Source organism: Teichococcus deserti, assembly GCF_001982615.1.
Classification (GTDB): domain Bacteria; phylum Pseudomonadota; class Alphaproteobacteria; order Acetobacterales; family Acetobacteraceae; genus Pseudoroseomonas; species Pseudoroseomonas deserti.
This window is the reverse complement of the sequence record NZ_MLCO01000218.1, coordinates 1-12,734: the sequence shown is the minus strand read 5'-3', so window position 1 is coordinate 12,734 and position 12,734 is coordinate 1. Positions and strand designations below refer to the sequence as shown.

At 72.5% G+C, this 12,734-nt stretch carries 10 protein-coding genes and 1 pseudogene; 6 read left to right on the top strand and 5 right to left on the bottom strand.

Features of this window, described 5'->3' with window-relative positions:
- From BKE38_RS33375 to BKE38_RS20540, 6 genes and pseudogenes are all read left to right on the top strand, one after another.
- Positions 1–232: pseudogene (locus BKE38_RS33375) on the top strand (DNA polymerase Y family protein); the annotation flags it as partial.
- Positions 229–3,585: an error-prone DNA polymerase gene (locus tag BKE38_RS20560; protein WP_242662507.1), complete on the top strand. Its 3,357-nt coding sequence runs from the start codon at positions 229–231 to the stop codon at positions 3,583–3,585. The pseudogene BKE38_RS33375 and the gene BKE38_RS20560, both read left to right, overlap by 4 nt.
- A gap of 133 nt (positions 3,586–3,718) precedes the next feature.
- Positions 3,719–4,039 (top strand): glycosyl transferase family 39, encoded by a 321-nt coding sequence (locus tag BKE38_RS20555; protein ID WP_242662506.1) that lies wholly within the window; start codon positions 3,719–3,721, stop codon positions 4,037–4,039.
- 463 nt (positions 4,040–4,502) lie between these two features.
- Positions 4,503–4,721, top strand: a complete 219-nt coding sequence (locus tag BKE38_RS20550) for a hypothetical protein (protein WP_076959114.1) — start codon at positions 4,503–4,505, stop codon at positions 4,719–4,721.
- A 135-nt stretch (positions 4,722–4,856) separates the two neighbouring features.
- Entirely contained in the window at positions 4,857–5,126 is a 270-nt protein-coding gene (locus BKE38_RS20545; RefSeq protein WP_076959113.1) for a hypothetical protein, read from the top strand.
- 187 nt (positions 5,127–5,313) lie between these two features.
- Complete coding sequence (locus BKE38_RS20540; protein WP_165694242.1) at positions 5,314–6,189, top strand: Bug family tripartite tricarboxylate transporter substrate binding protein; 876 nt, start codon at positions 5,314–5,316, stop codon at positions 6,187–6,189.
- Positions 6,190–6,254: 65 nt separating this feature from the next.
- Here the strand turns inward: BKE38_RS20540 and fhuF are convergent, their stop codons facing one another.
- The 5 genes from fhuF to BKE38_RS20515 all read right to left on the bottom strand — a co-directional run.
- On the bottom strand, positions 6,255–6,971 hold the full coding sequence (gene fhuF, locus BKE38_RS20535; RefSeq protein ID WP_165694241.1) for a siderophore-iron reductase FhuF: 717 nt from the start codon (positions 6,969–6,971) through the stop codon (positions 6,255–6,257).
- Positions 6,968–8,869, bottom strand: a complete 1,902-nt coding sequence (fhuB, locus tag BKE38_RS20530) for a Fe(3+)-hydroxamate ABC transporter permease FhuB (RefSeq protein ID WP_083747725.1) — start codon at positions 8,867–8,869, stop codon at positions 6,968–6,970. Before fhuB ends, fhuF begins: the two co-directional genes overlap by 4 nt.
- Complete coding sequence (locus BKE38_RS20525) at positions 8,862–9,734, bottom strand: ABC transporter substrate-binding protein (RefSeq protein ID WP_207553626.1); 873 nt, start codon at positions 9,732–9,734, stop codon at positions 8,862–8,864. The genes fhuB and BKE38_RS20525 overlap by 8 nt, the downstream gene beginning before the upstream one ends.
- Positions 9,731–12,136, bottom strand: coding sequence for a TonB-dependent siderophore receptor (locus tag BKE38_RS20520; protein ID WP_207553625.1), 2,406 nt, complete (start codon positions 12,134–12,136; stop codon positions 9,731–9,733). Before BKE38_RS20520 ends, BKE38_RS20525 begins: the two co-directional genes overlap by 4 nt.
- Before the next feature lie 114 nt (positions 12,137–12,250).
- On the bottom strand, positions 12,251–12,734 hold a 484-nt coding region (locus tag BKE38_RS20515; RefSeq protein ID WP_207553624.1), incomplete at its 5' end, for a FecR family protein.

The following is a 12,734-nucleotide window of genomic DNA, read 5'->3' as shown; positions in this document are numbered from 1 at the left end:
GCTTGACCTTCCCGCGGACCTGCCGCCCGAGTTGCCGCTGCACCTGCCCTGGCGCGGCGGGCTGCAGGCGGTGGTGGCGCGGCAGGGCCCGATGCGGCGCGAGCCCGAATGGTGGCGCGCCCCGCCCGACACCCCCCCACGCGACTATCACCGGGTCGAGCTGGCCTCGGGCGAGCGGCTCTGGCTCTGCCGCGCCGGCGGGCGCTGGCTGCTGCACGGGCATCTGCCGTGACCTATGTGGAGGTCGCGGCGCGCTCGAATTTTTCCTTCCTCGACGGCGCCTCGCATCCGGACGAGCTGGTGGCGACCGCCGCCGCCTATGGCCATCCCGGCATCGGCCTCTGCGACCTGAACGGGCTGCCCGGCGTGGTGCGCGGCCATGTCGCGGCCAGGGAGGTCTCCGAGAAGCAGGCAATCGGCTTCATGCCCGGCTGCCGGCTGCGGCTGCTGGATGGCAGCGAATGGCTGGCCTGGCCGGCCGACCGGGCGGGTTATGGCGCGCTGACCGCGCTGCTCTCGGCCGGGCGGATGGCGGCGCCGAAGGGCGAATGCTGGATCACCCTGGAGCAGATGGTCGCCGCCGCGGGGGAAGAACCCGGCGGCTGGGCCCTGGCCGCGGTGCCGCCGGCCGATCCGGACGAGGCCTTCGCGCGGCGGCTGAAGCTGGTGGCCCGCGCGCTGCGCCGCCGCCTGGTCATGCCGCTGTTCCTCTACGCCAGCTGCCCTTTCGCCGGCGACGATGCCGAGCGGCTGGACCGCCTCGCCGCCCTGGCCGAGGGCGCCGGGGCGCGGCTGCTGGCCGGCAACGACATCCGCTACCACGCGGCCGGGCGGCGGCCGCTGGCCGACCTGCTGACCGCCATCCGGCTGCGCACCACCGTCGACGCGCTGGGCCTGGCCGCCGAGCCCAATGCCGAGCGCCGGCTGAAATCCCCCGCCGCCATGGCGCGGCTTTTCGCCCGGCATCCGCGCGCCATCGCGGCGACGGTGGAGTTGTTCCAGGCGACGCGCGGCTTCTCGCTCGACCAGCTGCGCTACGAATATCCGGACGAGGTGCTGGATGACGGGCTGGACGCGCAGCAGAGCCTGGCGCGCCGCGTCGAGGCGGCGGTCGCCGCGCGCTGGCCCGGCGGCGTCACCGACGACCTGCGCGGCCGGCTGGCGCATGAGCTGCGGCTGATCGGCGAGCTCGGCTACGCGCCCTATTTCCTGACGGTGCATGAGATCGTCCGCTTCGCCCGCGGCCTGACGCCGCCGATCCTGTGCCAGGGGCGCGGCTCGGCGGCCAATTCGGCGGTCTGCTACGTGCTGGGCATCACCGCCATCGACCCGGCCGAGCATGACCTGCTGTTCGAGCGCTTCGTCTCCGCCTCGCGCGGCGAGCCGCCCGACATCGACATCGACTTCGAGCATGAGCGGCGGGAGGAGGTGATCCAGCATCTCTACGCGCGCTATGGCCGCGACCGCGCGGCGATCTGCGCCACGCTGATCCGCTATCGCGCGCGCAGCGCCATCCGCGAGACCGGCCGCGCCATGGGGCTGAGCGAGGATGTCACCGCACGCCTGGCCAAGGCCAGCTGGGGTCCGGGGCGGGAGCGCTCGATGGCGGAGCTGGCGACGGAAGAGAAACTCGACCTCGCCGATCCGCGGCTGGCGATGACGCTGCGGCTGGCCGAGGAGCTGCTGGATTTCCCGCGCCACACCGCGACCCATGTCGGCGGCTTCGTCATCACCCGCGGGCCGCTGGTGCGGCTGGCCGTGGTCGGCAAGGCGGCGATGCAGGACCGCACCGTCCTTGAATGGGACAAGGACGACATCGACGCGCTGGGCATCCTGAAGGTCGATGTGCTGGGCCTCGGCATGCTGTCCTGCCTGCGCCGCGGCTTCGACCTGCTGCGGCGGCATCACGGGCGGGATCTCGATCTCGCCAGCCTGCCGAAGGAATGCCCGCAGACCTATGGCATGCTGCAGCAGGCCGACAGCCTGGGCGTCTTCCAGGTGGAAAGCCGGGCGCAGATGAACATGCTGCCGCGGCTGAAGCCCAAGAAGTTCTACGACCTGGTGGTGCAGGTGGCGATCGTCCGCCCCGGGCCGATCCAGGGCGACATGGTGCATCCCTATCTGCGCCGGCGGCAGGGGCTGGAGAAGGTCACCTATCCGGGGCCGAAGGGCGGCAACCAGCAAGAGATCTTCAATGTCCTGCGCAGGACGGAAGGCGTGCCGCTGTTCCAGGAGCAGGCGATGCGCCTGGCCATCGTCGCCGCCGGCTTCACGCCCGAGGAAGCCGACCAGCTGCGCCGCTCCATGGCGACCTTCCGCGCCGATGGCCGCATCGACAGCTATCGCGAGAAGCTGGTCGGCGGCATGGTCGGGCGCGGCTACGAGGAAGACTTCGCCCTGCGCGTCTTCGAGCAGATCCGCGGCTTCAGCTCCTACGGCTTCCCCGAGAGCCATGCGGCGAGCTTCGCCAAGCTGGTCTATGCCTCGGCCTGGATGAAGTGCCACCATCCCGGCATCTTCGCCTGCGCCCTGCTGAACAGCCAGCCGATGGGCTTCTACGCCCCCGCCCAGATCATCCGCGACGCGCGCGAGCACGGCGTGCAGACCCGCCCCGTCGACGTCAATGCCAGCCTCTGGGACTGCGCGATGGAGCGGGCGCCGGCAAGCCGCGACGGGCTGGCGCTGCGGCTCGGGCTGCGGCTGGTGCGCGGCCTGGCGGAGGCGGATGCGGCGCGCATCCTCGACGCCCGCCAGGCGCGCAACGGCGCCCCCTTCGCCAGCGTCGAGGAGCTGGCCTGGCGCGCCGGCCTCAACCGCGCCGCGCTGGTGGCGCTGGCCGGGGCCGACGGCTTTGCCAATGTCGGCGCCGGGCGGCGGCGCGCCGCCTGGGATGCGCGCGGCGTCGGCAGCGGGCCGGGGGAATTGCCGCTGTTCCGCGCCGCCCATGCCGGCGGCGTGCTGTCCGGCGAGGCGCCGCTGCTGCCCGAGCCGCAATCCCCCCTGCCGGAGGAGGATGAGGGCGAGGCCATCGTCGAGGACTACGTCGCCACCGGCCTGACCTTGCGGCGCCATCCGCTGGCGCTGCTGCGCCCGGCGCTGCAGGCCCAGGGCTGCGCCGACATGCGGGCGCTGAAGGCGGCCCGGCACGGCAGCCGCCTGCGCATCGCGGGGCTGGTGCTGATGCGGCAGCGCCCGGGCTCGGCCAAGGGAATCATCTTCCTGACGCTCGAGGACGAGCATGGCGAGGCCAACCTGGTCGTCTACACCGATGTCGCGGCGCGCGACCGGGCGGCGCTGGTGGGCAGCCGGCTGCTGCTGGCCGAAGGCAGGGTGGAGCGCGAGGACGCCCATTCCGCCGTGCCGATCATCCACCTGCTGGCCAGCCGGCTGGAGGACCGCACGGCGCTGCTGGATCAGCTGATGCTGGGCGAGACCGCCGACGGCACCCGGAGCTGGGATCCCGGCTGGGCCGACCGCAACCTGGGCCCGGGCGACGAGGTGCGCTCCGGCGGTCCCCCCGAGCACCCGCCGCGCCGCCGCGGGCCGGATGGCGCCCGCCTGCCGCGCAGCCGCGATTTTCGCTGACCGGTTCGGGTTGCATCATTCTGGCTGATGATAGCCATCAGGATTGAGCGTTTCCTATTGATCGGTCGGCACGCCATTCTCTGGTCAACCGCAGGGCAGGCCCTGCTCCACACCGCGAATGAGGATGACGACCATGACCAAGATCTCTGCCCTTCTGGTTGCTGCCGGCCTGGCCATCGCCCCGGGCCTGGCGAGCGCCGCCGACCTCTACGAGAACACCAACAATGCCTCGGCCGTGGGCAGCCCCTTCGCCTATGCGATGCCGGTGACGCAGAGCGCCGATGCCCGCCTGCCGCTGCGGGTCGGCAATTCGGCCGGCGCCTCCACCCCCGCCGTCGCCGCGGCGCCGGTGGCGACCAGCCAAGCGCGCGGCGCCGGCCTGCCGCTGGTGGTGGGCAATGCGGCCTCGGCCTTCGGCGGGCCGGGCACGGGCCCGGGCAGCATCCGCGGCTAAGTCCCGCTGCCTGGGAGGATCGGCAACCGCGTCGGGCCTCGCCCGGCGCGGTTGCTGTTTGGGGAGGGCACTGCCACCGGCGCGGGTGTGGCGCGCCTGTCACAAAGCAGGCGCTGACGGTTTCGTGCCCCAGGAACGGCCTTGCTGACGGCCGGTCGAGCATGCAAACAACACAGGAATGAGTGTCGAAAAAACGATCCAAATAGCGTGTTTTGCGATGGATGATCACGCGCGGGCCGCAGCGCACAGCAGAACAGGGTCGCTCGCGGTTTTCTGTCGTCCCGCAGGCACAACCCTGCGGATCCGGCGCCCCTCCAAAAAGAAGGCGGAAACAGTTCTTGTGGATCATTCCGCACGGAGCAGGGGCCTGCGGTCCCGCGCCGTCGCGCCGCTTTCCGCCGACGCCGTCGCCGCAGCCGCTGGCACGAGTCCTTCAGCCGAGCTGACGCGCGGAGCCTAGCCTATGGTGAACCGGAACAAGGCCGATGCCCTGGCGCAGCGGCTCGACCCGAGGCATGCCGATGCTGTCATCAGCGAGGTGATCGGCCTGGCCGTTGCCGATCGCCTGGTCGCCGCCGGCCTGCTCAACCGCAACTGGATGCTGACCAACACCGGCCTGGCCGTGCGCGACATCCTGCTGCAGCGACAGCGCGCCGCGGGTCCCGAGCCGCGGGCGGAATGAATCCACCCCGCCCCGTCATCCTGGCTGATTGATGTGCCTTTGGCGGAATCCGGAAAGATCGTTCCGCGCATCGGGAATTTTGACGGCGCTGGCGTCGTAAACCCTCTTAACGTCAAGAAGGGGGAACCAAACGGCATGAGCGATGTCTGGGATGAGCTGGATCGCAGCCGGCCCGAGGCCGCAGCCCATCTGGCGCTGCGCCTGGTCGCCGCCCTGATGCGCCAGCCCGCCCTGCGCGAAGCCCTGACCACCGAATTGCAGGCCGTCGCCGCCGCCGGGCGCAGCGATCTGGGGCTGGAGCGCGAGATGGCCGGCCTGGCCCGCCGCCTGCTCGACGAGGCTGCCGCTCAACCCTTGGGCGCCGCCTGCCCCTCCGCCGGGCAGGGCATGGCTGGCGGCGCATGATTCCCGGGCTTCGCCCGGTGGTTGCGCGGCCGGGCTGGCGCTAGCCTCGCGGGGACCGGAGATCCCTGCCATGATGACCCTTCCCCGCCGCCTTCTGGGCCTTCCCCTCCTTGCCGGCCTGGCCGCCCGTCCGGCTCAGGCCCAGGGGACGAGCCCAGGCGCCACCTGGCCCAGCCGGCCGGTTCGCATGATGGTGGGCTTCGCCCCCGGCGGCTTCACCGACATCGTCGCCCGCGCCGTGGCCGAGCAATATGCCGCCGAGCTCGGCCAGCCCTTCGTCATCGAGAGCCGCTCCGGCGCCTCGGGCACCATCGCCGCCAACGCGGTGGCGAAGTCGGCCGCCGACGGCTCGGTGCTGCTCTTCGGTCATTCGACGCCGAACGCGGTGGCGGCAGCGCTGTTCAGCAATCTTCCCTATGATCCGCTGCGCGACCTCACCCCGATCGCCCAGATCGCCGTCCACCCGCATCTGCTGGTCGTGCCCGCGAGCTCGCCCTTCACCAGCGTCGGGCAGCTGATCGAGGCGGCGAAGAAGAACCCGGGCAGCGTCACCTATTCCTCGGCCGGCATCGGCTCGGTGCACCACCTGGCCTGCGCGACGCTGGCGCAGAAGGCGGGGGTGGAGCTGACCCATGTCCCCTATCGCGGCAGCGCGCCGGCCATGGCCGACCTGCTGGCCGGCCGCGTCAGCATGACCATCGATGGCGTCAGCGCGGTGGCCCCCCAGATCGCCGACGGCAAGCTGCGCCCGCTGGCCGCAGGCACCCTGGCCCGCATCGCCCGCTACCCGGACCTGCCGACGCTGCAGGAGCTCGGCTATGGCGAGATCGACGCGATGAGCTGGGTCGGCGTCTTCGCGCCCCCGGGCCTGTCGCAGCCGATCGTCGACCGGCTGGTGGCGGCGAGCGACCGCGCCATGCAGGCGCCGGCGATGATCAAGGTGATCGAGGAAGGCGGCTCGCTGCCCGCCACCCGCCGCACCGCCGAGTTCCGCGACTTCGTGGCGCTGGAGATCGAGCGCTACAAGGCGGTGCTGGGGGAGGGGAAGATCGCGCTGGAGTGAGGCGGCGCTCGGCCGTCGTGTCGCCGTCCGCAGATGTTCCAGGCGCTGGTGGGCCATCTCGGGCGCTAGGCGCCGCCGGCGAGAAGCCGTGCGCGGGCCGGTTCGGTCAGCGGGCAGGTGCCGCAGAAGCCCAGGTCCCGGATCGGGTAGCGCAGGCAGCAGACGCGGCGCTTGCGCTCGGGCGTGTAGCGGATCGGCGCATGCAGCGGGTTGGGGCGTCCGGCGGCATCCAGCTTCGCCGCCAGCAACGCCGCCAGCGCGTCGAGGCCGGGGCTGGCGGGAAAGCCTCCGCGCAGGCGGGTCAGGGCCAGCTCCATCAGCGCCCCGGCATTGCCCCAGAAGACCCGCGGCGCCGCGCCCGAGGCCTTTGCCAGTTCCTCGATCAGCGGCGCCAGGTGGCCGTCGACGATGCGGGCGAATCGGTCGGTGCCCACCGGCGCGCCGGGGTCAGCGACCTCGATCCCGATGGTCGCGCCGTCTGCCGCCAGCCGCAGCCCGGCCTCGTCGAGGGCGACCGGCAGATCGGTGTCCAGCAGCAGGTTCGCCGCCAGCGCCGGCACCAGCCAGGTGGAGAAATGATACTTCGACCACAGCGAGGCCACCGCGCGCGGATCGGCCGGCGCCGGGTAGCGGGCGGCGAAGCGCGCCAGAACGCCACCGAGCCCGCCGGGCTCGAGCAGCCGCGCCGCGGGTTCCGACCCTTCCCCAGCCTCGAAAAAAAGCTTCTGCGAATAGGGCGCCAGCGGCCCCTGCAGCAGCGCGGTCAAGGGGGAGGGAATCATCGCCGCAGCATCCATCCCAACAGATAGGCGCTGCCCAGCAGGGTCGCCACCAGCCCCGCCGGCAACTGCCAGGGGAAAGCCAGGCTGCGGCCCAGCCAGTCGGCCAGGGTCATCACCAGCGCCCCCGACAGGGCGGCACCCGCCAGCGGCGCCGCGGTGCCGCGCAGCCCGATCATCCGGCAGAGATGCGGCGCCATCAAGCCGACGAAGCTCAGCGGCCCGACCAGCAGGGTGGCCGCCCCGGTCAGCAGCGCCGCCAGCCCCAGCAGCAGCGGCCGCAGCCGGGTCCAGGGCAGGCCCAGCGCCGTGCCGGTGGGCACCCCCAGCGGCAGGATGGACAGCCAGCGCACCGCCAGCCCGGACAGCGGCAGCAGGATCGCGGCCAGGGCGAAGGCGGTCCAGGCCTCGGCTGCGGTGACCGCATAGGTGGAGCCCGCCAGCCAGCCCAGCAGCGGCAGCAGCCGGGGATCGCCGGTCAGCAGCAGCAGCCCGCCGGCAGCCCCCAGCAGCCCGGTCAGCGCCAGGCCGGCCAGCAGCATGCCGGTGGGACCGGCGCGGCGCTGCAGCCGCAGCATCAGCGCCAGCACCGCCAGCGCCCCGGCAGCGGCCAGGGCGATCATGGCGCCGCGCCCCGGCGCCAGGCCCAGCAGCCCCGCCAGCAGCAGGGCGAGACCCGCGCCGGCGGAAAGGCCCAGCAGCTCCGGGCTGGCCATGGGATTGCCGGTCAGGCGCTGGATGACCAGCCCGGCGACCGCCAGCATGGCGCCGGCCGAGAGCGCCGCCAGCACCCGCGGCCCGCGCCATTCCAGCATGTCTGTCAGTTCGAAGGACCAGCCGCCTGTCGCGGTCGGCCCGAGCGTCAGGGCCAGGGCCAGAACCGCCGTCAAGGCCAGCGCCAGGCCGAGCAGCAGCGGCCCGGCCGGGTGCGTGGCGCGGCTCGCGGGGATGGAGGCACGGCCGCCGCCGCCCTTCATCCGGCGCAGCAGCCACAGCAGCAGCGGCGCGGTCAGCAGCGTCGTCAGCGTCCCGGCCGGCAGGCCAGGCCCGGCAAGGGCCAGCAGCGCCTGGTCGGTCAGCGCCAGCAGCCCGGCGCCGAGCAGGGCAGACCCCGCCATCAGCGCCGGGAAGCGCCGCAGCCCGCCCGCCCGCGCCAAAGCCGGGGCCGCCAGGCCGATGCCGGCGATGCCGCCCAGCGTCGCCGCCACCGTCGCCGCCAGGCCGGTGGCGATGGCCAGCCCCGCCAGTCGCACGGCGGGCAGCGGCAGGCCGAGGCTGCGGGCGCCGTCATCCTCCAGTGTCAGCAGGGCCAGCGGTCGGCGCAGCAGGAAGGCGGCCGCCGCCAGCGCCGCGATCCAAGGAGCGATGGAAAAAACCGGAAGAAAACTGATCTGGCCGAGGCCGCCGGCCTGGCTGAGGGCGAGGTCGGACAGCGCCTCGTAATGCAGCAGCAGCAGCGCCTTGTTCAGCGCCTCCAGCGCCAGGCCGAGGGCGAGGCCGGCCAGGATGACCGGCAGCGGCGCGAAGCCGCGGCGGGCGGCCAGCAGCAGCACCAGCCCGACGGCGCCGCCGGCCCCGGCCAAGGCGATGCTCCCCTGACCCCATTCCAGCAGCCCGGGCGCCCCCAGTGTCGCCAGGCCCAGCGCCAGCCGGGCGCCGGCGAAAATCCCCAGTGTGCCGGGCTCGGCCAGCGGGTTGCGCAGCACCTGCTGGAACAGCAGCCCGGCCAGGCCCAGAGCGGCCCCGGCCAGCAGCGCCATGCACAGCCGCGGCAAGGCCGCATGAAAGAACAGGATTTCCTTCAATTCGTCACCGCCCAGCAACGGCAGCGCGCCGCGGGCGAAGAGCGCGCCGGCACCGACCAGGCTGACGAACAACAGGACAAAGAAACGGCTAGCCATGGCGGGCGAGCTCCGGCAGGCGGGCGGCGATCTGCCGCGCCAGGCGCCCGGCCGAGGCCAGGCCGCCATTCGGATAGATCACCGGCATGGCGGCGATCCGGCCCTGGCGCAGCGCCGGCAGGGCCTGCCAGAAGCGGCTGACCTCCAGGCGCGACAGGGCGCGAGCGGTTTCGGCGCCGCGGTCGAAATGGATGAGCCGGGCCTCGGGCATCGACGCCAGCGCCTCGATCCCGGCGGAGGCGACGCCGGCGGCGTTCTGCCGCCCCTGCCAGGCGTTGCGCAGCCCGAGCCGCGCCAGCACGCCGCCCGGCATGCCGCGGCTGCCGAAGACGGCCATGTTGCGGGCATCCTCCATCAGGCGGAACAGCAGGACGGGGCGGTCGTCGAGGCCCTGGACCGATAGGGCGGCGTCCGCGATGCCGGTGGTGGCCTCGGCGATGATGGGCTCGGCATCGGTGCCGGACAGCGTTGCGACGGCGCGCAATAGCCGCGCTGCCTGGGCCAGTGCGTCACCGTCAGCCGCGAAGACCGACAGGAAAGAGGTGGAAAAACTGGAAGAAACCCGGCGCAGCCCGCCGGCCTGCCAGTCGGCGGCCAGGATGCGGTCGGGGCGCAGCGCCTGCAGCAGCTCCAGGTTCGGCTCCTGCTGCGGGCCGAGCTCGATGACGCCCTCGGGCAGGACCGGATCGCCGACCAGCCTGCGGTACAGAGGAAGGTTGGCGACGGCCAGCGGCGTGACGCCGAGCGTCAGCAGCGCCTCGGTCAGCGCCAGGTCGAGCGAGGCCAGCCGGGGCGTCGCCGCCCCGGCCGGATGCGGAACTGCCAGGGCGCCGAGCCCCCCCAGCAGCGCGCGGCGTCCGATCACCAGCGGTAGCTGAGGCTGGCCAGGAAGGTGCGCGGCGCGCCATAGCGGCAGCCGTTCGAGGCGCCGGCACAGACAAAATAATTCTCGCCGAAGATGTTGTGGGCATTCACCGTCAGCGCCGTGCCGGGCAGCTGCGGCAGCAGCCGGTCGAGCTCGTAGCGCGCCATGGCGTCGACCAGCACATAGTCGGGCACGTCGCGGTCGAAGCCCGGGATATTGGCGCTGCCGACATAGCGCACGCCGCCGCCGATCTTCAGCCCGCGGATGCCGAGCCCGTCGGCGGCGTAGTCCACCCAGAGGCCGGCGGTGTTGTAGGGCGTCAGCGCCAGGCGCTGGCCGAGCTGCGCCGCCTGGTTGCTCTTCACCGCCCGCGCATCGGTATAGGCGTAGGAGGCGACGAAGCCGAAGGGACCCCAGTTGCCCTTGGCCTCCAGCTCGATGCCGCGGGCGCGGACCTCGCCGGTCTGCACCTGGAAGGTGGGCGCCTGCAGGTCGGTGGTCAGCACGTCCTTCTGGGTCAGCTCATAGACCGCGGCCGAGAAGGTCATGGACGTCCCCGGCGGCTGGTAGCGCAGCCCGGCCTCGTATTGCGTGCCGCGGGTCGGGCTGAAGGCCTCGCCCAGGCGGTCGGTGCCGATGTTGGGCGCGAAGGACTGGCTGAAGCTCAGGTAAGGGGCAAAGCCGTTCTCGAAGAGATAGACGGCGCCGGCGCGGCCGGTGAAGGCGTCGTCGGACTGGCTGGCCTGGGCGCCGTTGCGGAAGCTGGTGGTCTTGCGCTCGGTCCAGTCATGCCGGCCACCCAAGGTCAGCACCAGCTGGCCCAGCCGGATCTGGTCCTGCAGATAGACGCCGACCTGGTCGCCATTGGTGCGGCTGCCGGTGTCGATCGCGCGGTTGACGATCGGCAGACGGCCATAGACCGGATTGAACAGGTTGATCGGAAAGGCGGTGCCGCTGAGATACCGGTGCGAGTTGTAGCGCGCGTTGAAATAGTCGATGCCGGCCAGCAGGGTGTGCTCGGCGGCGCCGGTGGAGAAGCGCATCTCCAGCGAATTGTCGGCGGTGAAGCCGGTCGAGGCCTCCTCGCGCTGGCTGAGGCCGCGATTGACCGTGCCGTTGGCCGTCGCCGACAGGAAGGTCAGATAGTCCCAGTTGCCGCTGGAGGTGAAGTAGCGCGCGCCGCTGCGCCATTTCACCCGGTCGTTGAAGGCATGCTCCAGCAGGTAGCCGGCCGTGTAGGCGGTGGTGTCGAAGCGGTCGAAGCCGGGCTCGCCGGTGAAGAAGTCGCGCGGCACGGTGCCGCTGCGCAGCGCCGCATAGGGCATGGGTGCGGCGAACTGCGTCTCGCTGCGCTGGTAGCTGGCGAGCAGGGTCAGGCTGGTCGACGAGTCCGGCCGCCAGGTCAGCGCCGGCGCGATATAGCGGCGGTTGTCCTGGACATGGTTCACCCAGTTGTCGGCATCGCGCCACAGCCCGGTCAGGCGGAAGGTCAGCGCGCCGTCCTCGGTCAGCTTGCCGGCATAGTCGCCGGAGATGAAGCGGCGGTCGTCGCTGCCATAGCCGATGTTGATCTCGCGCAGCGTCTCCTCGGTCGGGCGCTTGCTGACGGCGTTGATCAGGCCGCCGGGGCTGAGCTGGCCATAGAGGACCGAGGCGGCGCCGCGCACCACCTCGATCCGCTCCATGCCATAGGGTTCCTGCGCCAGGCCATAGACATTGGGCTGCAGCCGCAGCCCGTCGCGCAGCATGCCGCTATAGGCGTCGGCGACGTTGAAGCCGCGCATGGTGAAGTCGTCGGCCATGCGGCTGAAGGTCGGCGCCTGGGCGTTCAGCCCGGGGACATAGGCCAGGGCGTCGGTGACGCTGATCGCGTCCTGCGCCCGCATCTGGTCGGCGGTGACGACCGAGACCGATTGCGGCGTCTCGATCAGCGGCGTGTCGGTCTTGCTGGCCGAGGCCGCCAGCGTCGCGTTGTAGCCGGCGACCGGGCTCCAGGGCCGCTGGCGGCCGGCGGTCACCGCCACCTCCGGCAGGGCCAGCGCGCCGGAGACGGCCGGCGGGCGGGTCAGCAGCACGGTGCCCTCGCCGCCGAAGCGCCAGGAAATTCCGGTGCCGGACAGCAGGCGGCGCAGCGCCTCCTCCGGCGCCAGGCTGCCGGAGACCGCCTGGGATTGCAGCCCGGCGACGGCGCCGGCCTCGGCGGTGACCTGCAGCCCGGCCTGGCGACCGAAGGCGGCCAGCGCGCTGCCCAGCGGCTGGGCCGGGATGTCGAAGCGCTGCGCCGCCGCCGGCGCCTGGGCAGCCGCCGGCGCGATCGGGGCCGCAACCGCCAGCAGGGAGGTGGCCAGCAGGGCGGTGCCCGCCAGCAGCCGCGCGGCGCGGCCCTTGGTCATGCGCATCATGGTCAGCTCGCTATCCTCTCGCATCGCAAATGCGAGGCATTTGCGTTCTGGGCGGAGGACGGCGAGGCCGGCGGTTTTTTTCACCGATCCGCGATTTTTCTTCACATGGTAAGATTAACTTTTCGTCATCCAGTAGACGAAGGGCGTCACCTGCCGCACTCGCCCGCCCAGCGGCTGCAGCAGGGCGCGCAGCGCGCGGCCGGCGTCGCCCAGGTCATAGAGGCCAGTAACCCGCTGCCCGGCCAGCGCCGGATCGCGCAGCAGGAAGATGGCGTGGTGGTAGCGGCCGAGCATGGCCACCACCTCGGCCACCGTCGCGTCCTGGACGAAGGCCGGGCCGTCACGCCAGGCCGCCACCGCTGCCGGCGCGACCCGGTCGCGGCGCAAGGCGGGCGCGGCGCGCGACAGGCTGATGCGGTCCCCGGCGCCGAGCTCGGCGGCCAGCGGCGGCGCCTGGCCCGGATCGGTCAGCCGCACCTGGCCGTGCTGCACGGCGAGCTCCAGGCGGTCGTCCAGGATATTCACGTCGAAGGCGGTGCCGAGGACGCGGACCTCGGCGCCGGCGGCCTCGACCAGGAAGGGGCGGGCGGGGTCGCGG